We start from the raw sequence: 21,929 nt of genomic DNA on the forward strand, positions 1-21,929 counted from the left end.
TCGTTTGGTGCCCAGCGAAACACCTTCAAAAGGTTAACGTTGGTTAGGGCTGCCTTCAGGGCAGAGGGGATGAAAATGATACGCTTTGCAGCTGTTGCAATGGCCTTTGGTGCCTGCGCTTTGACAGTTCCGGCTTCGGCACAAGACCTTGTGCACGAGCCAATTAGCCCGACTTTTGGCGGCAATCCATTTAACTCAAATCACATCCTTGGCATCGCGAATGCCCAGAATGATACGACTGATCCCGACTCGGTTGATCGCAACAGCCAGTCGAGCATTTTTGCCCGCCAGCTTGAATCCCGGCTGCTTTCTGCTCTGTCGTCCCAAATCGTCGATGCGATTTTTGGCGATAACCCGCAGGAACAGGGCACGATCAGCTTTGGTGGACAGACGATTGAGTTTTTCCGCTCGCTTGATGAGGTCACTCTGATCATCCGCAATGACGATTCTGGTGAAGAAACCCGGATCGTGATCCCACTCTTCATTGAGGTGAATTGATGCGGGCTTTCGCCAAAATTGGGGCGCTGGCAGCGCTCGCGATGGGGTTGAGCGGCTGTATGTCCGTGGGCCAGAGCGGCCGCGATTTGCTGCCCGAAGAAACCAGCCTCGCCTATTTCCCAAAGACCACTCAGACACAGAGCCTGCTGAAGCAGCTCCCTGCTCCGCAACGCCAGGTTGCGATTGCGGTCTACGGCTTCACCGATCAGACCGGCCAGTTCCGCCCGACCAATACCGGGCAAACGCTGTCTCGCGCGGTGACGCAGGGTGCAGGCTCCATTCTGGTCAAAGCCTTGCAGGATGCAGGCGACCGGCAATGGTTCACCGTTGTTGAGCGCGAGCGGCTCGATAACCTTCTAAAAGAACGCCAGATCATCGGCGAAATGCGTCGGCGGTATTTGGGCGAAGAGCAAGTCGATCCCAATGCTCTGCCAGCCTTGCTGTTTGCAGGCGTACTGCTCGAAGGCGGCATCGTTGGATATGACACCAACACTGTGACAGGCGGCGCGGGCGCTGCGTTTCTGGGTATCGGCGCGCGCGCTGAATATCGGCAGGACACGGTGACTGTTTATCTGCGCGCTGTTTCTGTTCGCACAGGCGAAGTGCTGACCAATGTTCAAGCGTCGAAAACTATCGCCAGCCAAGCGATCGGCGCGAATGCGTATCGCTTTGTGGCTTTCCGCGAACTGCTCGAAGCGGAATGGGGCATCACTTCAAACGAACCCGATCAGGTTGCCTTGCAGCAAGCGATCGAAAAGGCAGTGTACGGCCTTGTTCTTGAAGGTGTGGACCTAGGCCTGTGGCGTTTTTCCGACACTGAAGCAACGCAGGCGCTGATGAGCACATACCGTGCAGAGCGCGATGGAATTTACGACGCAAGCGACGTGCAGGAAGCTGTGCGCCGTGCGGGTTCACTCACGGCATTGACCGTGGTCGAAGAAGAAGACGGAGACGACGAAGGCTCCTGATAGAGATAAAATACGACCGAGAAAGGGAACAACCTCCTTTCTAAAAACCGGTCAGTGGTGCGCAAGTCTTTGGTTGGAGAGAGTAGGTTAGGAACTATGAAAAAGACCGTATATCTAGCAGCATCGACATTAGCGCTTTCAGTAAGCGCCGTCGCCCATGCGCAAAGCAACCAGAGCACGGTAAATCAGACCGGCAACAACAGTGATGTGACCATCACTCAAGGCGGGCCAGACGGCCTCAACGAGTCCACCGTTGATCAAAGCGCTGACGACAGTTCGGTCACCGTGTCGCAAGAAGGTTTTGACCTTGCTTCACCGCCGGCATCGACCAATATCAGCACGATCAATCAGGCTGGCAGCGACCAATCGGTTGATTCCGCACAAGTGGGCGATGACAACACGTCCGTTGTGAATCAGACCGGCACTGAGATGGAAGTCACTCTGGTGCAAGGTGGTTTGGCCAACTCATCAACCGTCAACCAGTCAAACGTCGATAACGCGGCTGACATTTTCCAAGATGGCGATGATAACATCTCGAACATCTCGCAGGACAATGTCGACGGCACGATTGATGTTGATCAGGTTGGTGATCGTGGAACCAGCACAATCACGCAAACTGACGACAACAATCAGGATGCTGTCGTATTCCAGGATGGGGAAGACAACGTTTCAACCATCCTTCAGCGCGCATCAAACAGCGATGCTGATGTAACTCAAACCGGCGACATGAACACCTCGACCGTTTTGCAGGGCAATATCTCTGACAATCAGGAAGCGACGATTGTACAGAGCGGCGATCGCAACACGTCAGACGTTCAGCAGGGGCTGGATGTGAGCGGTCCGCTTGACGATGATAACGAAGCGTTTGTCACTCAAAGCGGCGACGATAACGAAGCGGTTATCCGCCAGATCAACGAACGCAATTTTGCCTCCATCACGCAGAGCGGCAATGAAAACGAAGCGCGTATCGAAAGCCAGGGCGATGGCGTCCCCAGCGGCGGCAACGAAGACAACACCGCGACGATCACGCAAAGCGGAAACAACAACTTTGGATCCGTCAATCAGCCGGGCGAAGAAAACATCGCGAGCATTACGCAAAGCGGCGATTTCAACAGTTCCGAGGTTGAACAGTTTGGCGATGATAACACTGCAACCACGTCGCAGGCTGGCGTAAACTCCTTTGCTGATGTGCTGCAGGATGCAGCGTCAAGCGGCAACACAGCAACCGTGACCCAAGATGCTTTGGCTGATCTCAACACTGGCGAAGTCGAGCAAACTAGCTCGATCAACAGTTCTGCTAGCATCGCGCAAGGTGGCGGGTTCAACAACTTCGCTGCTGTCGATCAAGGGGAAACAGCCTCTATCTTCGGTGGAACCGTGGTTGGCACCCAGAACTCGATGGCGGATGTCACGCAATCTGGAAGCGACAACCTGACATTGGTCGTGCAGGGCGGTGATGGACAACAGGCGACTGTCGATCAGTCCGGTACCGGCGGAAACACCATTTTCGTCGATCAGGGCATCTTCAATGGCGCCGGCAACATTGCCTTTGTCGATCAGATCAGTGCTGGTGACCAGGCGTTCATCTCGCAAAACAGCAATGGCAATCAGGCGACCATTAATCAGGCGAGCGTATCGGGTGGCAATGTGTCAACGATCACTCAGGGTGCGTTTGTTGGTGGCGATCTGAATGTCGCAAGCTCACTCCAAGATGGTGACGGCAACACCAGCACGATCACACAAAACTCAACGGTTGCTGGTAGCATGAACTTCGCAAGCGCTGAACAGATCGCGGACGGGGCGGTAAGCCTTATTTCGCAGGAAGGCTCAGGCAACTCAGCCAGCGTGTTCCAATACAGCGCCAGCACCTCAACCGTGACACAAACCGGTGACAACAACACCGCCACTGTTACGCAAGGCACACCGCCTGCGCCATAAACCACGAGGTTGAGTTAGCCGGGCAAGCTGGGGGGCTTGTCCGGCAGCTCATTTGAATTCCAAATCTGCCCCCGCCAATTCGGAAGGCTGACTAATGAAGAAGCTCGTACTTTCAGGCGCATCAATCCTCGCAGTGGCAATGGCGGTTCCTGCCTTTGGTCAGGCGGTTGCGCCGGCCGAATGCGATGGTGTTGTGGGCAATTGCAGCGTCGTTGATCAAAATGGTGACACGTTGGACGCTTCCGTCGATCAAACGGGTACGGGCAATTTGTCAGACATTGATCAAGACGGCTCTACGTTAAGCGCGATTGTCGATCAGGGGGCTGATGACAACATTTCGAACATCACGCAGATTGCCTCTGGCGCAGGCGCGCAGGGTTTCTCTGCCTCAGTCACGCAAATTGGCGGTGCGGATTCGGTCGTAAATCAGACCGGCGCGGCTGCGAACAACACCGGTCTTGTCGCGGTGGTCAATCAGGCTGGTGCGAGCACGTCTGACATCGCGCAAACCGCGAATAATGACGATGCGCAGAACTTTTCAGCAACCGTCAATCAGTCTGGCGATGGGCAATCTTCGATCGTCTCTCAGGCGGATTTCGGCGGTGGCAGCAATGACGGAAACATCACCGCGACCGTCACGCAAAGCGGCGCTGGCAACACGTCGGATGTGAACCAGCTCAACCGTCAGCAGACAGCGACCGTTGTCCAGTCAGGCAATACGAGCGCTTCAACAATCACGCAGCGAGGCCGCCAGCAAACCGCCACCGTTATGCAGAGCGGTGACAACGCAAATTCGCTGGTTGAACAGCAGGGGCGCAGCAATCTGGCTACGGTTAGCCAAGGCGGTGCAGGCAATATCTCGGAAGTGTTCCAGGATGATGCAGGCGGTATCGGCCAGACAGCGACTATCACTCAAAACGGTTCTTCGAACCTCTCTTTGGTTTTCCAAGACGGCCGCAATCCCGGCCCGAATGATGGCAACAACTTTGCGACTGTTACACAAAACGGCGCAAACGGCTTTGCCACGGTTGAACAGATCAACAATGCACGCGGTGACACGGCCAATATCTTTCAAGCCGCTGCAACCACCGGCGCAGAGGCAGGCATTGTTCAGCACGGCGATGCAGCCGATGGTCCACCTGCAACGCTCAATTTCGCCTCCATCACTCAGAATGGTGGTAACAGCCCGTTCTCTGCCATCATTCAGGGGCCGACTACAGAATTTGGCGGCGTTGTGACCGGCACGAGCAATTCATCAGCCACATCGGTTCAGGATGGCGACGATGTCGAAGGCTTGATCGTGCAGGGCGGTGACAGTCAAACTGCGTTTGTCAGCCAAGTGGGTGCGGGCAATGACAGCACCGTGCTGCAAGGCGACTTCGGCGGAAATGGCGGCAACGCCAATGTGACGCAGAGCGGGACCGATGGCCTGTCTTTGGTTTTCCAAAACAGCGATGGCAGCCAAGCCACCGTCATCCAGACCGGCGGTTCAAGCAATGTCAGCGCGATTGATCAGGGCTTTGTCGACGGCGTGGGCGCGGGCGCTGACGGCAATATGGCAAGTGTCGATCAAAACGGTTCTGACAATGAAAGCATCATTGATCAAAACGTCATCGACATTGGCGGCGGCAATATGGCTGTCATTATTCAAGACGGCACAGGCAACACCAGCCTTGTCGAACAGGAAGGCTCTGCCAACTCGGCGAGCGTTTCGCAATTTGATGGAAGCAACTCGGAAGTGTTCCAGGATGGCACCGGTAACACCGCCACGGTTGTACAAGGTGCCGCTCCGGTAACATAAACGAAGAATGACCGAGATGCGGCCACAGGGTGTGGTGGCCGCTCTCACAACAGCGAAAGCGTAAGACTTTCGTTTGAACAAACGGTTCGCAATTGTGAGTTCAAAACCCCAGGGGGAAAACAATGAAGAAACTAGCTCTAACTGGTGCGTCGGTCCTTGCGATCGCTTGCGCGCAGCCTGCGTTCGCGCAGAGCACGTCGAATGTTACGCAAACAGGTGACGACAACGCCGCAGCGGTAACGCAGACCGGTAGCAACACATCTGATATCACTCAGGACGCTATTGGCGCAGAAGCAATCGTCTCCCAGGACGGGCTAGGCAACTCGTCGACCATCGATCAAGACGATGATGATGCAGGTCTGAGCGATCCATTCGCCAGCGTTTCGCAGACCGGTGACAACAACATGTCGAACATCACGCAGGAAGCCACTGTTGGCGGGACCACGTTGAGCGCGGCAGTGACGCAGGATTTTGGCAACAACATCTCTAACATCACTCAGTCCGCGACTGGCCCGGACTCAGGCACTTTGACTGCCAATGTCATGCAGGCAAACGGCGCGACGTCGACCATCACGCAGACCGCGACTGGTCCGAACGCATTCGACGCGAGCGCGAATGTCACTCAGGACGGCATCAGTGAATCGGTTGTTGAGCAAAATCTCGGCCCAAGAGGCGGCGGCCTTAATCCAACCGAACTGCGCGCAACGGTTTCGCAAACTGGCGATGATCACTTCTCGCGCATCTCGCAGACGCCGCAATCAAACCGTGAGCGTTTGGCTGCAACCGTCGTGCAAACCGGCACCAACAACAACTCACTGGTTGATCAGCTGGGTGGGAACGGTGCGAATGCCAATGTGACGCAAACCGGCACCAATGGCACATCGACCATCCTTCAGGATCGTTTCAGCCTTAATGCAACATTGGTTCAAGGCGGCGACCAGAACTCGTCTTCGATCGTTCAGGACGGCGCATTCTCTGCCCGTGTGAACGTCACGCAGACCGGTTTGTTGAACGACTCAATCGTAAATCAGGGTCCTGACAATGCGGGCGTTGATCTTGATGTGACTGTCGATCAGTCGGGCGACAACAACACGTCCTTCATCAACCAGAACAATGGTTCACGGCTGGATGCGACTGTTACTCAGAGCGGCTCGATGAACGATTCGAATGTCAATCAGGTTGGCGGTGATGATAACGATGCGTTTGTGACGCAAAGCGACACGAACAACATGACCGATATCGATCAGACCGGTGCCGGTGACAACGTTGCGACATCGATCCAGTCGGGCATGTTCAACTCGGCTACAATCCTTCAGGAAGCCATAGACGACACCGCGACAATCGATCAGTCGGGCACAAATGGCACCGCGTCTATCGTGCAAACTGGCAATGGTGGCTTTGGCGACGCAACCGTAACTCAATTGAGTACGGCTGACTTCAACGAAGCTCAGATCGTTCAGGAAAACTCGTTCGATGCATTTGCGAACGTCACGCAGAGTGGCGGCAGCAACAACTTCGCAGACATTGATCAGGGCAACACTGATGCTGCCGGTGGATCGATCAACGGTTCGCAAGAAGTGAGCGCCGATGTCACGCAAGAGGGCTCGGATAACTCCGTTCTCGCCGTACAAGGCGGATTTGGCCAGGAAGCTTTCATCTCGCAAATCGGCGACGAAAATACCGCGCAAGTGGGCCAAGGTACTATTGGCGGCACCGGCTCGATTGCTGATGTCTTCCAGACAGGTACAGGCGGTCCTACTTTTGCGCTCGTCTTGCAAGACAGCGATGACAACACAGCATTTGTTGATCAGGGTGGCGGCTCAGGCAACAACGCCATAATCGATCAGGGCTTTGTGGATGGTGCAGGACTTGGCGGTGATCTGAATACCGCGGGAGCTGAGCAATCTGGCAGCAACAATTTCAGTCTGATTGAGCAAAACCTACTCGATGTTGGTGGCGAGAATATTGGCCAGACGGCACAATTCGGCGATGGCAACAATGCCACCGTGTCACAAGAAGGCTCGCTCAATGACGGTGCCTCAGAGCAAAACGGTGATGGTAACGACAGTGAAATCGCTCAGGATGGCGAAGGCAACCTTGCCACCGTCCTCCAGTTTGCTGGTAGCCTGTCGACCGTTCTGCAGGATGGCCTAGGTAACGATGCTTCCGTCCAGCAGTATGACGGCAGCACTTCAAGTGTGACGCAAATCGGCGATGGCAACAGCGCGTTTGTCACACAGGGCACGCCGGCTCCTTAAGCCGATGAGATTGCGCCGGGCGGGCATGGGCTTGCCCGGCGTAATTCACCTTTGGTTAGTGGTTGGTGGGATACGCCTCATCGCTAACCGCTCGCATTTGAGCTGCAATCAAGGTATATGAACATCATGTCTAAGCTTATTTCCGATCTGATGAAGAAGCGCTCAGCGTTCTTCGTGACCGCTTTGGGTCTCGGGATGGTGGCGACGCCGCTTGCTGCGCAATCGATTGAGGTTCCCGCAACCGGCAGTGATAATGTGTTTGTCGATCAGATCGGCATTGGCAATGCTGCTGATGTTGAACAGGGTGCGGACGGCCAGATTGCAGAATTGCGCCAGAACGGCAGCGACAATGCGGCAACGCTGACACAGGCTGATGCAGGCGCTCACATTGCTTTGGTCACGCAAACGGGTGATCGCAATTCAACGTCGGTCGCGCAGGAAGGCGATGGCCAAGCTATCGCCGTGCTGACCCAGCAGGGCAATGACAACACCGCACTGGTGTTCCAGCGCGACAACGGATCAATTGGCACAGCGGCAGAGATCGCTCAGTCAGGGGCGGACAACACGCTGACCCTCGTGCAAGACGGATCGGACAACCTCGCCACGCTCACACAAAATGGCGATAGCAATTCGATGACGGCGACCCAATTGAACACCGGCAATAATCTTGAATGGGTGCAGGATGGCTCGGGCCTTTCTGACCTCAACATCACGCAAACCGGCGGGCAGGAAATGCTGATTGTGCAAACCAATTCAGGCATTGTCTCATCCGGCGGTGGATCGCAGTGATTTGATAGCGCGCGCGCCTTTAAGCCGTGCCTTACGGGGCGTCGCTTGGGGCAGCTACCTCATTTTTGGCAGCACAATCGTCGCTGCGCAGGCCAACCCCAATGACGTGGCCCGCGGCGATAGCGCATTCGTAGTGCAGGCGCCTGAACAGTCCGAAGGCGACCCAGTCGAAGCGCCAGTTGCCCAGGTCCCTGACAACACTTCCAAAGTGTATTTTCCCGACGCGATAACGCCTGAAAGCGTCGCAGCCGCCCGCGCCATTCAGCAACAGCAATTGGAGCAGGCCAACCGTGAACGCGAGCAGCAAGAGCTGGCTCAGGTTTCTGCGCAAGGCGATGATGGCCGCGAGGTAGAACAGCTATCGGATGGCAATTCCGCGCGTATCCTTGCGCAGCTTTCCGATGCGGAGCGCCAAGTGCTGCTCGAAGCGGTCGAGGGCACAGACATTTGCGAACAGGCCGACAATATCCCCGCAATTCAGGCTTTGTGTGAGCGCCGGATCGAAACGCGTTCTGCAGAATTCACGCAAGTGTCTAACGAGGAATCGGCAGAGGATCGTCTGCTAGGCGGCGGGCTAGATACCGACCGGGTCGCGACACTGGAGGCGGCGATTACACGGTTGTCGCGCAACACAGGCCGGCCCGGTGACTTTTCCAATCAGGTGATCGCTTCAGTCGCGCTTAATACAGGCACGCCTACCAATACGCCAGAAACGGGCGAAGAGGCTGATCCGACCAGCGATTTGTCTGCCGAAACTCAGGCTCTCGTAAATGCGATTGTCCAACAATTGGGCGGCAATTGACCGCTCTTTAAGGAGGCGCATGATGCGCGACATGGTCAGAAAAATTGCTCTGGTAGTGCCAGCCTTTGCCATTGCGGCGAGTGGTTCTGCGGGCGCTCGATCAGAGCCTGCGCGCGCGCTTTCACTGGCCGTGTCCGAAGAGGCAGACCGGGTGGAGATCCAGTTGGTCGCGCTTTCTGATCGGGCTCAGCAGGTGCGCTACGAAGTTCAGCTGAGCGGCAATTCCAATTCGCGCCATAGCGGCGACACCGGTATTCCCGCGGGCAGTCGTCAGGTTCTCTCGCGCCTTGCGACATCCTATTCGGATACATGGTGCGCGGTGGTGGATGTGACCGAGGAATCGGGCCTCACCTACACGCTCAAAGCGGGTGATTGTTCGTAAGGAGCACCCTTGCGCGCAGCGATTGAACGCATCGTGCGTCACTTTCGCACAATTATTTTGTATCCATGGCGCAATCTGCGGGCTTGCCCGATTGACGCACCCTTTCGCATCCGCAACATGGGTGTCGCCTACCAGGAGTGATTCTGGCGTCTTTCGCGGGAGAGACTAACGCCTGAGCAATCAGGCACGGCGCCGAAGGAGCAACCGCCCCGGAAACTCTCAGGCAAACGGACCGCGAAGCTGATATAGGCACTCTGGAAAGCGTCTTGGCTTAGGTCGGGACCACCGAAGGGGAGGTGGGCGCGAAACGCTCGCTGAAGCTCTCAGGTACACCCGACAGAGGGGGCAGGAACCGCGCTTCGTATTGGAGCGTTGCTGCACCTGTTCGGGGATACGATTTTGAGCGACGACACACCAGACGATATGCCGCTAGAGGCCCCGCCATTGGGCACGTTGCCGCTCGATAGCTGGCACCGCGCGCGCGGCGCTCGCATGGTCCCGTTTGCGGGCTATGAGATGCCGATCCAGTATGCTGGCGAGCATGGCGGCATTGTCGCCGAACACGAATGGACACGCAATTCTGCGGGCCTGTTCGACGTCTCCCACATGGGCCAATTGCTGCTGTCTGGCGAAGGGTTGGATGAAGCGGTCGAAGCGATCCTGCCGATTGATCTTTCGACCCTGAAACTGGGCCGTCAGCGCTATTCGCTGCTGCTCGATGAAAATGGCGGCGTTCTGGATGACCTGATGGTCTCACGCTGGCCGGGTAATCTCCATCTCGTCGTCAATGGCGCGACCAAATATGATGATATCGGCCATTTGCGCGAGCATCTGCCTGACGAGATTACGCTTCACCATATGGAAGATCATGCGCTGCTCGCGCTGCAGGGGCCAAAGGCCGCCGATGCGCTCGCTCGCCATGTGACGGGCGAGTACCAGCTGTCTGACCTCACCTTCATGCATTTTGGCCGCTTTGAAATCGCTGGCCATGTCGTGACGATTGCCCGCGCTGGTTATACGGGCGAAGATGGGTTCGAAATCTCGATCCCCGCGCAGGCTGCAGAGGAAATCGCGACCCTTCTGGTCGAAGAACCTGAGGCCCAACCCATCGGTCTCGGCGCGCGTGACAGTTTGCGTCTTGAGGCCGGTCTGCCGCTTTACGGCCATGACTTGTCGCCCGAAATCAGCCCGATCGAAGCAGGACTGATCTTTGGCATCAACAAACGCCGCCGGACCGAAGGTGGCTTTATGGGCGCACAGCGTATCTGCCGCGAAATCGCTGAGGGCACTTCGCGCAAATGCGTTGGCCTCACGCTCGATGGCCGCATGCCAGCCCGCGAAGGCGCTGAAGTCTTCGCAGGCGACACCAAGGTGGGCGTTGTCACCAGTGGTGGGTTCTCACCTACGCTGGGCAAGCCCATCGCCATGGCCTTTATCGACACGGCGCACACTGCCGAAGGCATAGCGCTCGAATGTCAGGTGCGCACCAAACGCCTGCCCGCCACCGTATCTTCCATGCCGTTTGTCCCACACAACTATTATAGGGGAAAATGACCAATGCCGCGTTACTTCACTGACGAACATGAATGGATCGATGTTGAGGGCGACAGCGCCACAGTCGGCATCACCGATTACGCTCAGGAGCAATTGGGCGACATCGTCTTTGTCGAACTGCCCGATGTGGGCACCATGCTCGACAAAGGCGGCGATGCGGCCGTTGTCGAGAGTGTGAAAGCGGCCAGCGACGTCTACGCCCCAATTACCGGCGAAGTGACCGAAGGCAATGCGAACCTCGAAGACGAGCCCGCTCTAGTGAACTCATCGCCGGAAGAAGAAGGCTGGTTCTTCCGCATGACCATCGGCGATAGCAGCGAGCTAGAAGGCCTGATGGATGACAAAGGCTATAAGGCGTTTGTCGATAATCTGTGATGCTGCGCGCCGCATTCCTTCTTTCTGCGATCGCAATAGCCGGGGGCGCGAAAGCGCAGGACACCACTTCCTATTCTGTGGCGGAAGTCAGAACTAACATTGTCGAATGGCACGGACGCACCGTTTTCGTTCATGGCTATGTCTGGGGATGCGAGCCAAGGTCTGTTTGTGGGCTTGCTGATACTCCGCAAGTCGGCATTTCCAACGCAACACTCGCATTCAGCTACGACACGGATTTCGCTGAGATGCTGGAAAAGGCGCAGGGCTACAAGGTGCTCGTCGAAGCTGAGATAAACGCCGTGTGTCACATGCCAGGCACCATTTGCACGGGAAATCCTGGCCAACTCAAACCGAAACGTCTGATTAGGGCTTATTGAACCATGCGTTACCTCCCCCTCACTGATACCGATCGCGGCGACATGCTGGCCAAGATTGGCGCTGACAACATTGATGATCTGTTCGTCGATGTGCCTGAAGTTGCGCGGCTGGACGGCCCCATTCGCGATTTGCCGATGCATGCCAGTGAGATGGCGGTTGAGCGTCATATGAAGAAGCTTGCGGGCAAGAATCTTGCTGCAGGCGACGCGCCGTTTTTCCTTGGGGCGGGGGCTTATCGCCACCATGTGCCTGCATCCGTCGATACGATCATTCAGCGCGGTGAGTTTTTAACCGCCTACACGCCCTATCAGCCTGAGATTGCTCAGGGCACGTTGCAGATGCTGTTTGAATTCCAGACGCAAGTTGCGCGGTTGTATGGCTGCGCGGTCGCAAATGCCTCGCTCTATGATGGCTCGACCGCATGCTGGGAAGCGGTGGCGATGGCTGGCCGCGTGACCAAGCGGAACAAGGCCGTTTTGTCAGGTGCGCTTCACCCGCATTATTCCGAAGTCGTCAAAACCATGGCGCAGTTCACCGGCAACGAAATCGCCGATAGCGCGCCCGCGATCCAGCCAGAGGCGGATATTGCCGGGCTGACCTCGCGCATCGACGAAGACACCGCCTGTGTCGTAGTGCAATATCCCGATATTCTTGGCCGTGTCAGCGATATCAGCCAAGTGGCCGAAGCCGCTCATGCCAAGGGTGCTTTGCTGGTGGTCGTAAACACAGAGCCTGTGGCTTTGGGCGCGATCAAATCTCCGGGTGAGATGGGCGCGGATATTGTCGTGGGTGAAGGCCAGTCAATCGGCGTGGGCCTGCAATTTGGTGGACCCTATCTTGGCCTGTTTGCCGTGCGCGATCCCAAACATGTTCGCCAGATGCCGGGACGTCTGTGCGGTGAGACCGTCGATGCGGAAGGGAAACGCGGTTTCGTCCTCACGCTCTCCACCCGCGAGCAGCATATTCGCCGTGAAAAAGCGACGTCGAATATCTGCACCAATTCCGGCCTGTGCGCGCTTGCATTCAGCGCGCATATGACATTGTTGGGTGAGAAGGGCCTGCGCGAGCTGGCTGCGGAAAACCACCGCCTTGCCTGCCATGCCGCTGACCGCTTGGAACAAGTGCCCGGCGTGAAGCTGCTCAACAACGCTTTCTTCAATGAGTTCACCCTGCTGCTCGTTGGCAAGCCTGCGCGCGAGATCGTACGTGATCTGGCGGATCGCGGCGTGCTGGGCGGTGTGTCGCTTGGGCGGCTCTATCCCGGCGTCAAGGCGCTGGAGCATGCCTTGCTGGTCGCGGTGACAGAGACAACGACCGAGGAAGATATTGAGACGCTCGCCACCGAAATTGAGGCGCTTGTGAAGGAGTCGGCCCAATGAACGCCCCGAACCAATCCGGCTGGAAACCGCAAATGGAAGTCGCCGATGCAACTGGCGAAAGCGTAACCACCACCGGCAACCGCGCGTTGATGCTCGAAGAGCCGCTGCTATTTGAAATCGGTCATGCTGAGACGACCGGTGTGGACCTGCCCGAAATCGACGAAAACGCACCCTCGCGCCTTGGCGGATTTGAGCGGTCTGAACCCATTGGCCTTGTCGGGCTGACTGAGCCTGAAACGGTGCGCCACTACACCCGGCTCAGCCGCCAGAACTACGGGATCGATCTGGGTTTCTTCCCGCTTGGCAGCTGCACGATGAAGCACAATCCGCGCCTCAATGAGAAGATGGCGCGTCTGCCCGGCTTTGCCGACATCCACCCGCTCCAGCCCGTTCAAACGGTTCAAGGTGCGTTGGAGGTGGTGAATGAGCTTGCCCATTGGCTGCTCACACTCACCGGCATGCACAGCGTTGCGATGAGCCCCAAAGCGGGCGCGCATGGTGAATTGTGCGGTATCTTGTGCATTCGCGCCGCACTCGAAGCGCGCGGCGATGCACGCGAAGTCGTGCTGGTCCCTGAAAGCGCGCATGGCACCAATCCTGCCACTGCCGCGTTTGCCAATTACCGGGTGGAGAACATCCCGGCCACGCCAGCGGGCCGCGTCGATGTAGAGGCGCTTAAAGCGCGTCTCGGCCCCGATGTGGCAGCGGTGATGATCACCAATCCGAACACATGCGGCTTGTTTGAGCCGGACCTGCGCGAGATCAGCGATGCGGTGCACGCCGCAGGCGGCTTCGTCTATTGCGATGGCGCGAATTTCAACGCCATCGTTGGTAGAGTGCGCCCCGGCGACCTTGGCGTGGATGCAATGCATATCAACCTACACAAAACATTCTCCACCCCGCATGGAGGCGGCGGCCCCGGCTCTGGCCCAGTGGTTTTGTCCGAAGCGCTCGCACCCTTTATGCCGCTTCCCTACACCGCGCGCACTGCCGATGGCGTCGTGCATCTGGTTGAGGAAGAGCAGGCGGATGAGTTTGCGCGCGAGCATTTTGGCGGCGAGCTTTCCACCTTTGGCCGCATGACCGCATTCCACGGGCAAATGGGCATGTTTACCCGTGCGCTGACCTATATGCTCAGCCATGGCGCAGATGGGCTGAAGCAAGTCGCCGAAGACGCTGTGCTCAATGCCAACTACATCCTGCGTAGCCTCGAAGATATCCTCCACGCACCCTTCGCCGACAGTGGTCCGTGCATGCATGAGGCTTTGTTTGGCGATAAGGATTTTGGCGGCGGGCTATCCACGCTCGATCTTGCCAAAGGTCTGATCGACGAAGGCTATCACCCGATGACGGTGTATTTCCCATTGGTGGTCCACGGCGCGATGCTGGTTGAGCCGACCGAGACGGAAAGCAAAGCGAGCATCGACCAGTTCATTACTGCATTCCGCTCTGTGACTGAGCGGGCATTGGCCGGTGATGAAAGCTTGAAGCAAGCGCCTTACTTTGCGCCGCGCAGGCGCCTCGATGAGACGGCTGCCGCGCGTAAGCCCAAGCTTGCTTGGACGCCGCCAGAGGATTGAGGCCAGAGGATTGATCAGGCGTCGTTGGAAGGGGCAGGGGATCGTTTCTCTTCCCCTTCATTGGCGGCCTTTAGCCTGATCGAAATCTCGCTCATATTGAGGATCGCGACGTAGAAGCCGATCACCGCGAGCGAGCTTGATCCCAGTACCGCAAAAGCTGCGCCTTTGGCTCCGTTCCAGTCAATCGCGGTGTCGAGCAACACCAGTGCAAGCAGCGTCGGGACAGCGCGAACCACGAAGGCTGTGCCCGCTTTGCCAGCCGAGACCAGCAGTGATTCAAGGCTCGCGCCCACCAGCTCAACGGCGCCCGCAATCGCCAAGATCACCATGGCCCAATAGAACACGCGGAATTCTTCGCCCGCAATCACAGTCAGGCCCCAGCGCCCGGCAAACAGCGCAAACAGCACCGCAAGCACACCGCCAACCAGCGCGATATTGGCCATCCGCCGCGCCATGGCTAGTGCGTCCTCCTTGGCATGGACTAGCTCTGGCAGGATCGCTTTTGATACGGTTTGAGCGAGCGCAATGAGCGCTTGGCCCAGCTGGCTCGCGACCCGGAAACCACCCAGCAAAGCCGCTCCGCCGAACGTGCCCACGAGCAGGATCATAATCTGCTTGCCCGCAATGGTCAGGCTGCCCGACATGTTGGTCGACCAGACAAATTTCCAAGCATCAGGGTATTTTGCCGGGATGCGCGTCAGGCTGAGGGCGGACAGATGAATGCGTTCCTCCCGCGCGGCGGCATACCAAAGCGCAGCGGCGACAGCGATTTCAGAGACGGCATAGGCGAGGATGAAGCCCGTGACTGTGGGCATAAACAGCCACGCCAGAACCGCGCCGCCTGCGCGAATGATGGGTTGCACTGCTTCTGCTGCGGTGGCGCTGGCATATTTGAACTTGAGCCGAAGCAGCCCTGTGGGCGTGGTGCGGATTGAGAGGAGTGAGATGACGCAATAGCCAAAGGTCAGCCACAATAGCTCTGCGGGCAAAGGCAGCCATAAAGGCGCGCTTATGACCAGCAAGGCAGCGATCACAGTGCCCATCACGACTGACAGGATATCAAGCGCGATGGCAAACCCCGTCGCCTCAGCCGCGCCAGAGCCGTTCGCGCCCCAACGCACGATAAATTGCCATGTCTGAAAATTGGCAAGCCCTGTCACCGCTTGGCCCAATGCCACAATTGCAGCGAAATAGCCGAACCCTTCCAGCCCCAACGTCCGTGTTGCCAGTGCCAGATAGACGATGCTGAGCACCGCGTTAATCCCGCGCCCGCCGAGCAGCCAGCCCATATTGGTGAAGAGGCGCTTCATCCCTCTGGCTCGGCCTTTAGCTCAGCCTTCGCGGCGTTTGAGGATGCGAGTGGTCACGTCATAGGTGCGCTGATTGTCGACATCGATGGCGTAATGTCCGTCCGATAGCTCAATCGGCACAAGCTTGATGCCAAAACGTTTGGAAATCTGTTCGAACAGTTTCTCTTTAGAGCCCGTTCCAAGTCGGAAGCGGATGAGGTTCATCAGACCAAACGCCTTGATGATGCGGCGCGGGAACTTCACGAATTGCCCACCTTCGCGCATGATTTCGGCCGCACCCAGGGCTTTTTCGCTGCCCAGCCAGTACATGTTGCAGTTCGAAAATCCGCCATCTTTGAACTGGTAGAACTTGCTCTGGCCTTCTGGATCAGCGGCCTGCACGTCTTCTTTGCGCGCCAATCCGGCCGCGCCGCCCGCCTCTGCGGCGAGGCACTTGGTGATGAATTCGCTGTAGCCTTCGGGCGTGACCAGGCAATTGTCAGCCGTGGTGATGAGGATCGGAAAATCCGCGCCTTCGGCAGCGGCAAACACGCTGTCGACAATGTTGAACTGGCCTTCTGCAAAGGTCAGGCGACCTTCTTCGATCAACGCCGCGACCGTCGGCAAAGCTGCGATTTCGTCTGCCTCGTGCGCGACGATGCGGATCGCGCCGACCCGGTCGCATGCAGAGACTTGTTTGACCACACGCTCCACCATGGGCACACCGTTGACCGGCACCACGCATTTTTGCGCAACGCCCGCGCGCTCTGCCAATGGGTCGAGCACGCCTGAACGTTTGCCAGCCATGATGATTGCGGTTGCTTTGGTCTGCTGTGTCATGGCTGCTGCCTTTAGCGCTTATCGCCCCTCATCGCAAAGCAAGGTTAGGTGCACCTTGTGAAACTATTTGTCGCAGGGCATTGCAGGAAGAAGGTGTAGGGACGCTTGAAATGAAGATCATCTTCTCTCGAAAGGGGTTTGATAGCAGCGCCGGTGGTGGTCCTTCGCCAATTGTCGCCGGGCGTCCGATCTCGCTGCCGATCCCTGCGGGCACCGCTTCGCGCACTACCTATAGTGATCTCGGCCTGGGTGAGTATGCAGCTAAAGCGAGCCGGGGGAAGCTTGGACCAAACGATCTGTGCCACCATGATCCGATGTTCTTGGATGCTGGAACCTGCGCTTTTGGTCAGCATTCAGCCGCGCAAACCCATTTGGAAGGGCAAGGCGTGGGGCTGGGCGATGTGTTCGTATTCTTTGGGCTTTATGCAGAAGAGGAAACGGGCGAGCTGCATCATCGCATCTTTGGCTATTTGCGCGTTGAGGAGATGATCGCGCTTGGTCAAGGCGTGCCGCAGGCGATGCTCGATATTGACCATCCACACGCGCTTGAAATGCACAGCAGCAATGATGTGATCTGGTATGGGGAGGGGCGGATGGCACAGTGCGCTTCGCCCGAATTGCGGCTGACGGTGCCCGGTGGTCCGCCCAGTCTATGGCACCGCCCCGATTGGCTTAAGCGCGGCGGTCTATCCTACCACGACCGCGCGGATCGCTGGATTAGGGGAGCCAAAGGAAACAAGCGCCTGCGCTCCGTCGCGCGCGGTCAGGAATTCGTCGCCGACATAGGGCGGCGCAAGGCTCCGCGCGAATGGCTTGAGCACGTGATTGCCGCGATCAAAGCGTCTTGATGATGCCGGAGAAATCGAGCGCGCTGTTCTCTTGCGCAAAGGCTTCATAAAGTTCAGCAGCGTGTTTGCCGAGCGGGGTGGTTGCGCCTGCCGTGCCAGCCGCTTCCATTGCGAGCTTTAGATCTTTGAGCATCAATGCGCTTGCAAATCCGCCTTGGTAATCATTGTCTGATGGGCTTTGCGGGCCAACGCCGGGCACCGGGCAATAGCTGGTCATCGACCAGTTCTGACCGGATGAAACGCTAGAAATATCGTAGAATGTTTGCGCATCCAGACCCAGCTTCTGTGCCATGGAGAAGGCCTCAGCGGTGCCGATCATCTGAATTGCGAGCAGCATATTGTTGCAGATCTTCGCCGCCTGACCATTGCCCGCATCACCTGCATGGATCACGGCCTTGCCCATCGCATCGAGAATGGGCTGCGCGCGCTCAAATGCGCTTTGCGTACCGCCCACCATAAAGGTCAGCGTGCCGCCATTGGCTGCCGCGATCCCACCGGATACGGGCGCATCGACCATGTCATATCCTTGTAAGGATGCGCGCTCGATCACTTCTCTTGCGGTCGCCACATCAATGGTTGAGCAATCCAGCAGCACAGCGCCAGCAGGCGCGTGGCCGATGACCTCGTTCTCGTAGACGCCTTTGACGATGGCTCCATTAGGCAGCATCGAAACCACCGCTTCGACGCCTTCGCACGCCTCTTTCGCGGTATCGAAAGTCGCACAACCCGCCTCGCGAGCCGCCTCAAGCGCGGGCGCCGCCAAATCAAAAGCGCGAACTTCATGCCCCGCCTTCACCAAGTTCGCGGCCATTCCGCCGCCCATATTACCAAGACCGATAAAGGCGATTTTCATATCAGCGACCCTTCCACTTGCCTTCACGCTTTTCAATAAACGCGGCCATGCCTTCGGCTTTGTCTTCGCTGGCGGTGAGGATTTGGAAGATGCGGCGCTCCATGATGAGCCCTTGGTCCAGCGTCATTTCAAACGCGGCATTGACCATTTCCTTATTCGCGATGGCGGCCATGGGCGGCATTGAAGCGATGGCGGTGGCAGTTTTGAGCGCTTCGGCGAGCAATTCTGCTTGCGGGACCACGCGAACGATTAAGTTGGCACGTTCCGCTTCTTCTGCGCCCATCATGCGGCCAGTGAGGCACATTTCCATCGACTTCGATTTGCCAATCGCGCGGGTGAGGCGCTGCGATCCGCCCATTCCGGGAGCCACGCCCAGCTTGATCTCGGGTTGCCCGAATTTTGCGTTGTCCGAGGCGATGATAAAGTCTGCCATCATGGCAAGCTCACACCCGCCGCCCAGCGCAAAGCCGTTCACCGCCGCAATCCAAGGCTTGCGGGTTTTTTTGACGATTTCGGACGTCCAGGGCGCGAAGAAATCGTCGAGGTAGAAATCGGCTGCGGCCTTGTCGGACATTTCCTTGATGTCGGCCCCTGCCGCAAACGCCTTGTCGCCCGAGCCTGTCAGAACCGCGCATAGCTGGCTGTCATCGGCTTGGTACGCGGCAAAAGCGTCAATCAATTCTTCGAGCACTTTGGAATTGAGCGCGTTCAGCGCCTTGGGCCGGCTGAGCGTCATCAGGGTGACGCCCTTGGTTCCGTTGGCGTTGGTTTCAACGGTGATGGTTTCGTAAGCGCTCATAGGGGTTTCCATTCTTCATCAGCCGGCAAAGGGGCAAAGATGCTGTCGATCAGCTCTTCGCTCACCTCTTCCGGAGTGGCGGGATCCCATTTGGGATCGTGGGTTTTGTCCGTGATCACCGCGCGAACACCTTCGGCAAAATCGGGCCGGGTGAGGACACGCGCGCCGATGCGATATTCCATCGCCATATTGTCCGCGAAAGTGGGCAGGTCGATGCTGGTGGCAAGCTGGCGCAGCGCAACCTTGCAAGTCTGCGGGCTTTTTGTGCCGAGCGTATCGCGCTCTTTCACCGCCCACTCGTCACCATCCTCAATCGCGGCTTCGAGGCTGGCGAGGATGTCTTCGTAACTGTCTGATGCAAAGTGTTTGGCAATCTTCAGCGCATTGCCTTCAATCCGTGCTTCAGGCGGTGTGCCCACGGGTTCGGAGAGAATGCCCGCGATCCGACCGGGGCGTTCGATGATGCGCGCCTTGATGTCGTCAAGCTGCTCACTCGGCACATAATGCGTCGCAAGGCCCGCCCAAAGCGCCTCTGACCCGTCGAGCCGCGCGCCGGTCAGCGCGAGAAACTGCCCAAGCCGCCCGCCGAGGCGCGAGAGATACCAACCGCCGCCGACATCGGGGAACAGGCCAATGCCCGTCTCAGGCATGGCAAAGCGCGTGTTTTCGGTCGCAACGCGGAACTTGGCAGGCATCGCAATGCCAACGCCGCCGCCCATCGTGATCCCGTCCATAAAGGCGACCACTGGCTTGGCAAAAGTGAACAGCTGGTGGTTGAGCTGATACTCATCATGGAAGAATTTGCGGCCTGATACTCCGCCATCATTCAGAGCGGAGTCGCGCAAAAATGCAATATCCCCGCCCGCACAAAAGCCGCGCGTGCCTTCCTCATGGTCAATGATCACGGCTTCGATAGCGTCGTCGCTCGCCCAATCGGTAAGAGCCGCTGACATGGCATGGCACATCTCCAGCGTAAGCGCATGCAGCGCCTTTGGCCGGGTGAGCGTGATATGGCCGATAGGGCCGTTTGTGCGGGTTAGGACGTCTTGTGTCATGAAATTTGCCGCTCCTGAGCGGCCTCCATAGGCGGAAAGAGCCGCCAAGCAATAAGCCAGTAGGTGAGAGCACCGAGCGTCGTGCTAGAAACCACTATCCCAGCGAAAGCAAGATCCAAGCTGCTGCTTAAGACCAGGCAAATAGCAACGCCTGCTGCGACACCTGCAAGAGCGTAAAAGCGCAATACTGAGATTGAGCGATACTCGGTAAATGAGATTGCAGGCAGGGCGACAGCGGCGCTCAAAAGAGTTCCAAACAGCCAAACGGAGAGAAATACATATCCTGCAAATTCAACGCTGGCACCGCCTGTTTGAACCATCATGCCAACGGAAAGTGCAGCACCAAACGCGCCCGCAACCAAATAGGCTCCAAGAACGGTCAGAAACCTCACTGCCGCAGCAAATCCCTACCCACGACCATGCGCATAATCTGGTTTGTGCCCTCTAGGATCGAGTGCACACGCAGGTCTCTCCAGAAGCGTTCGATTGGGTAGTCTTGCAAATAGCCATAGCCGCCATGGAGTTGCAGCGCGCGGTCGACGATTGCGCTGCCATTGTCGGTCGCAAGCCGTTTTGCCATCGCAGAGAAGCGCGATTTGTCGGGCGCGTTGTCCGTCACCTTGCACGCGGCGAGATAGAGGAGCGCGCGCGCGGCCTCCAAGTCGGTCGCCATATCGGCGAGGGTGAATTGCGTGTTCTGGAACTCAGAGACTGCTTTGCCGAACTGCGTGCGATCCTTGGTGTAATTGATCGCCTCGTCCAAGCAGCGTTGCGCCCCGCCAAGCGAGCATGCGCCAATGTTCAAACGCCCGCCATCTAGTCCCATCATGGCAAGCCTGAATCCTTCGCCTTCGCCGCCAACGACGTTTTCGGCTGGCACGCGCACGTCTTCGAGGATCAGTTGCGCGGTGGGCTGCGAGTGCCAACCAAGTTTCTTCTCGTTCGCGCCGAAGGAAACGCCGGGCATATCCTTCTCGATCACCATGCAGGTGATACCCTTTGGCCCGTCTTCACCGGTGCGGACCATCGCGACGTAAATCTCGTTTGAGCCTGCGCCGGAGATGAATTGCTTTGTACCATTGAGGATGTAGTGGTCGCCATCCTTCTTCGCGGTCGTCTTTAGCGCGGCTGCGTCAGACCCGCTCGATGGCTCCGTCAGGCAGTAGCTTGCAATTTTGTCCATTCCCACGAGGTCAGGCAGGTACTTGTCCTTGACCGTTTGTGAGCCGAAGCGGTCGATCATCCAAGCGGCCATATTATGGATCGAGATAAACGCAGAAGTCGACGGACAGCCATAGGCCATCGCTTCCATAATCAGCGCCGCTTCCAATCGGCCAAGCCCAATGCCGCCCGATTCTTCCGACACATAGATCGCGCCAAAGCCAAGCTCAGCGCTTTGTTTGATCGTATCGATGGGGAAGATGTGTTTCTCATCCCATTCGCCCGCATGCGGGGTGATATTGTCGGCAGTGAACCGCTGTGCCATTTCCTGAATCGCGAGCTGATCGTCGGTAAGAGAGAATTGTCCTTGCATGGGCCATTA

The 21,929-nt window shown here is 57.5% G+C and carries 21 protein-coding genes and 1 riboswitch; of the genes, 14 read left to right on the forward strand and 7 right to left on the reverse strand.

Annotation, left to right across the window (positions count from 1 at the left end):
* The first annotated feature begins 75 nt into the window (after positions 1–75).
* The 13 genes from AC0V6N_RS00770 to gcvPB all read left to right on the forward strand — a co-directional run bounded on the left by AC0V6N_RS00770 (position 76) and on the right by gcvPB (position 14,702).
* Positions 76–498, forward strand: a complete 423-nt coding sequence (locus tag AC0V6N_RS00770; protein WP_486169687.1) for a curli assembly protein CsgF — start codon at positions 76–78, stop codon at positions 496–498.
* A complete protein-coding gene (locus AC0V6N_RS00775) occupies positions 498–1,466 on the forward strand; it encodes a CsgG/HfaB family protein (RefSeq protein ID WP_486169688.1) in 969 nt (322 codons plus the stop codon). The genes AC0V6N_RS00770 and AC0V6N_RS00775 overlap by 1 nt, the downstream gene beginning before the upstream one ends.
* Positions 1,467–1,562: 96 nt before the next feature.
* The gene (locus AC0V6N_RS00780) at positions 1,563–3,404 is read left to right on the forward strand and encodes a beta strand repeat-containing protein (protein WP_486169689.1); all 1,842 of its coding nucleotides are present in this window, start codon (positions 1,563–1,565) and stop codon (positions 3,402–3,404) included.
* Positions 3,405–3,498: 94 nt separating this feature from the next.
* The gene (locus AC0V6N_RS00785) at positions 3,499–5,205 is read left to right on the forward strand and encodes a beta strand repeat-containing protein (RefSeq protein WP_486169690.1); all 1,707 of its coding nucleotides are present in this window, start codon (positions 3,499–3,501) and stop codon (positions 5,203–5,205) included.
* 122 nt (positions 5,206–5,327) lie between these two features.
* On the forward strand, positions 5,328–7,463 hold the full coding sequence (locus AC0V6N_RS00790) for a beta strand repeat-containing protein (RefSeq protein WP_486169691.1): 2,136 nt from the start codon (positions 5,328–5,330) through the stop codon (positions 7,461–7,463).
* A 126-nt stretch (positions 7,464–7,589) separates the two neighbouring features.
* Positions 7,590–8,252, forward strand: coding sequence for a hypothetical protein (locus tag AC0V6N_RS00795; RefSeq protein WP_486169692.1), 663 nt, complete (start codon positions 7,590–7,592; stop codon positions 8,250–8,252).
* Positions 8,203–9,054 (forward strand): hypothetical protein, encoded by an 852-nt coding sequence (locus AC0V6N_RS00800; protein WP_486169693.1) that lies wholly within the window; start codon positions 8,203–8,205, stop codon positions 9,052–9,054. The genes AC0V6N_RS00795 and AC0V6N_RS00800 overlap by 50 nt, the downstream gene beginning before the upstream one ends.
* Before the next feature lie 19 nt (positions 9,055–9,073).
* Positions 9,074–9,436, forward strand: a complete 363-nt coding sequence (gene csgH / locus AC0V6N_RS00805; protein ID WP_486169694.1) for a curli-like amyloid fiber formation chaperone CsgH — start codon at positions 9,074–9,076, stop codon at positions 9,434–9,436.
* Between the two features lie 146 nt (positions 9,437–9,582).
* Positions 9,583–9,681: riboswitch (glycine riboswitch) on the forward strand.
* Positions 9,682–9,859: 178 nt separating this feature from the next.
* The gene (gene gcvT, locus AC0V6N_RS00810; protein ID WP_486172399.1) at positions 9,860–10,990 is read left to right on the forward strand and encodes a glycine cleavage system aminomethyltransferase GcvT; all 1,131 of its coding nucleotides are present in this window, start codon (positions 9,860–9,862) and stop codon (positions 10,988–10,990) included.
* Between the two features lie 3 nt (positions 10,991–10,993).
* Positions 10,994–11,365: a glycine cleavage system protein GcvH gene (gene gcvH, locus AC0V6N_RS00815; RefSeq protein WP_486169695.1), complete on the forward strand. Its 372-nt coding sequence runs from the start codon at positions 10,994–10,996 to the stop codon at positions 11,363–11,365.
* Positions 11,365–11,742, forward strand: a complete 378-nt coding sequence (locus tag AC0V6N_RS00820) for a hypothetical protein (RefSeq protein WP_486169696.1) — start codon at positions 11,365–11,367, stop codon at positions 11,740–11,742. The genes gcvH and AC0V6N_RS00820 overlap by 1 nt, the downstream gene beginning before the upstream one ends.
* A 3-nt stretch (positions 11,743–11,745) precedes the next feature.
* Positions 11,746–13,122 carry an aminomethyl-transferring glycine dehydrogenase subunit GcvPA gene (gcvPA, locus tag AC0V6N_RS00825; protein ID WP_486169697.1) on the forward strand — a complete coding sequence of 459 codons (1,377 nt, stop codon included), beginning with the start codon at positions 11,746–11,748 and terminating at the stop codon, positions 13,120–13,122.
* Positions 13,119–14,702, forward strand: a complete 1,584-nt coding sequence (gene gcvPB, locus AC0V6N_RS00830; RefSeq protein ID WP_486169698.1) for an aminomethyl-transferring glycine dehydrogenase subunit GcvPB — start codon at positions 13,119–13,121, stop codon at positions 14,700–14,702. The genes gcvPA and gcvPB overlap by 4 nt, the downstream gene beginning before the upstream one ends.
* A gap of 14 nt (positions 14,703–14,716) precedes the next feature.
* On the opposite strand, the gene AC0V6N_RS00835 is transcribed toward gcvPB, so the two are convergent.
* Positions 14,717–16,012, reverse strand: a complete 1,296-nt coding sequence (locus tag AC0V6N_RS00835) for a lipopolysaccharide biosynthesis protein (protein ID WP_486169699.1) — start codon at positions 16,010–16,012, stop codon at positions 14,717–14,719.
* Between the two features lie 21 nt (positions 16,013–16,033).
* Positions 16,034–16,831, reverse strand: coding sequence for an NTP transferase domain-containing protein (locus AC0V6N_RS00840; protein WP_486169700.1), 798 nt, complete (start codon positions 16,829–16,831; stop codon positions 16,034–16,036).
* Between the two features lie 110 nt (positions 16,832–16,941).
* Here AC0V6N_RS00840 and AC0V6N_RS00845 point away from each other — a divergent pair, with 110 nt between their 5' ends.
* A complete protein-coding gene (locus AC0V6N_RS00845; protein ID WP_486169701.1) occupies positions 16,942–17,679 on the forward strand; it encodes an Nmad3 family putative nucleotide modification protein in 738 nt (245 codons plus the stop codon).
* On the opposite strand, the gene mmsB is transcribed toward AC0V6N_RS00845, so the two are convergent.
* From mmsB to AC0V6N_RS00870, 5 genes are read right to left on the reverse strand one after another with little or no spacing between them, the layout of a single operon-like run.
* Positions 17,666–18,532 carry a 3-hydroxyisobutyrate dehydrogenase gene (gene mmsB / locus AC0V6N_RS00850; RefSeq protein ID WP_486169702.1) on the reverse strand — a complete coding sequence of 289 codons (867 nt, stop codon included), beginning with the start codon at positions 18,530–18,532 and terminating at the stop codon, positions 17,666–17,668. The two genes, AC0V6N_RS00845 and mmsB, sit on opposite strands and share 14 nt — an antisense overlap.
* A gap of 1 nt (position 18,533) precedes the next feature.
* Complete coding sequence (locus tag AC0V6N_RS00855; protein WP_486169703.1) at positions 18,534–19,331, reverse strand: enoyl-CoA hydratase-related protein; 798 nt, start codon at positions 19,329–19,331, stop codon at positions 18,534–18,536.
* Positions 19,328–20,386 (reverse strand): enoyl-CoA hydratase/isomerase family protein, encoded by a 1,059-nt coding sequence (locus AC0V6N_RS00860; RefSeq protein WP_486169704.1) that lies wholly within the window; start codon positions 20,384–20,386, stop codon positions 19,328–19,330. The genes AC0V6N_RS00855 and AC0V6N_RS00860 overlap by 4 nt, the downstream gene beginning before the upstream one ends.
* Positions 20,383–20,778 carry a hypothetical protein gene (locus AC0V6N_RS00865; RefSeq protein WP_486169705.1) on the reverse strand — a complete coding sequence of 132 codons (396 nt, stop codon included), beginning with the start codon at positions 20,776–20,778 and terminating at the stop codon, positions 20,383–20,385. Before AC0V6N_RS00865 ends, AC0V6N_RS00860 begins: the two co-directional genes overlap by 4 nt.
* On the reverse strand, positions 20,775–21,920 hold the full coding sequence (locus AC0V6N_RS00870; RefSeq protein WP_486169706.1) for an acyl-CoA dehydrogenase family protein: 1,146 nt from the start codon (positions 21,918–21,920) through the stop codon (positions 20,775–20,777). The genes AC0V6N_RS00865 and AC0V6N_RS00870 overlap by 4 nt, the downstream gene beginning before the upstream one ends.
* Positions 21,921–21,929: the final 9 nt, after the last annotated feature.

The sequence above is a fragment of the Erythrobacter sp. S57(2025) genome (assembly GCF_057365055.1).

Bases quoted from the DNA above. Each gene is read 5' to 3' on its own strand.
- AC0V6N_RS00785 (WP_486169690.1), top strand. From the start codon at position 3,499: ATGAAGAAGCTCGTACTTTCAGGCGCATCAATCCTCGCAGTGGCAATG.
- mmsB (WP_486169702.1), bottom strand. From the start codon at position 18,532: ATGAAAATCGCCTTTATCGGTCTTGGTAATATGGGCGGCGGAATGGCC.
- AC0V6N_RS00770 (WP_486169687.1), top strand. From the start codon at position 76: ATGATACGCTTTGCAGCTGTTGCAATGGCCTTTGGTGCCTGCGCTTTG.
- gcvH (WP_486169695.1), top strand. From the start codon at position 10,994: ATGCCGCGTTACTTCACTGACGAACATGAATGGATCGATGTTGAGGGC.
- gcvT (WP_486172399.1), top strand. From the start codon at position 9,860: ATGCCGCTAGAGGCCCCGCCATTGGGCACGTTGCCGCTCGATAGCTGG.
- csgH (WP_486169694.1), top strand. From the start codon at position 9,074: ATGATGCGCGACATGGTCAGAAAAATTGCTCTGGTAGTGCCAGCCTTT.
- AC0V6N_RS00820 (WP_486169696.1), top strand. From the start codon at position 11,365: ATGCTGCGCGCCGCATTCCTTCTTTCTGCGATCGCAATAGCCGGGGGC.
- AC0V6N_RS00855 (WP_486169703.1), bottom strand. From the start codon at position 19,331: ATGAGCGCTTACGAAACCATCACCGTTGAAACCAACGCCAACGGAACC.
- gcvPB (WP_486169698.1), top strand. From the start codon at position 13,119: ATGAACGCCCCGAACCAATCCGGCTGGAAACCGCAAATGGAAGTCGCC.
- AC0V6N_RS00790 (WP_486169691.1), top strand. From the start codon at position 5,328: ATGAAGAAACTAGCTCTAACTGGTGCGTCGGTCCTTGCGATCGCTTGC.
- AC0V6N_RS00835 (WP_486169699.1), bottom strand. From the start codon at position 16,012: ATGAAGCGCCTCTTCACCAATATGGGCTGGCTGCTCGGCGGGCGCGGG.
- AC0V6N_RS00845 (WP_486169701.1), top strand. From the start codon at position 16,942: ATGAAGATCATCTTCTCTCGAAAGGGGTTTGATAGCAGCGCCGGTGGT.
- AC0V6N_RS00840 (WP_486169700.1), bottom strand. From the start codon at position 16,831: ATGACACAGCAGACCAAAGCAACCGCAATCATCATGGCTGGCAAACGT.
- AC0V6N_RS00870 (WP_486169706.1), bottom strand. From the start codon at position 21,920: ATGCAAGGACAATTCTCTCTTACCGACGATCAGCTCGCGATTCAGGAA.
- AC0V6N_RS00795 (WP_486169692.1), top strand. From the start codon at position 7,590: ATGTCTAAGCTTATTTCCGATCTGATGAAGAAGCGCTCAGCGTTCTTC.
- AC0V6N_RS00860 (WP_486169704.1), bottom strand. From the start codon at position 20,386: ATGACACAAGACGTCCTAACCCGCACAAACGGCCCTATCGGCCATATC.
- AC0V6N_RS00780 (WP_486169689.1), top strand. From the start codon at position 1,563: ATGAAAAAGACCGTATATCTAGCAGCATCGACATTAGCGCTTTCAGTA.
- AC0V6N_RS00775 (WP_486169688.1), top strand. From the start codon at position 498: ATGCGGGCTTTCGCCAAAATTGGGGCGCTGGCAGCGCTCGCGATGGGG.
- gcvPA (WP_486169697.1), top strand. From the start codon at position 11,746: ATGCGTTACCTCCCCCTCACTGATACCGATCGCGGCGACATGCTGGCC.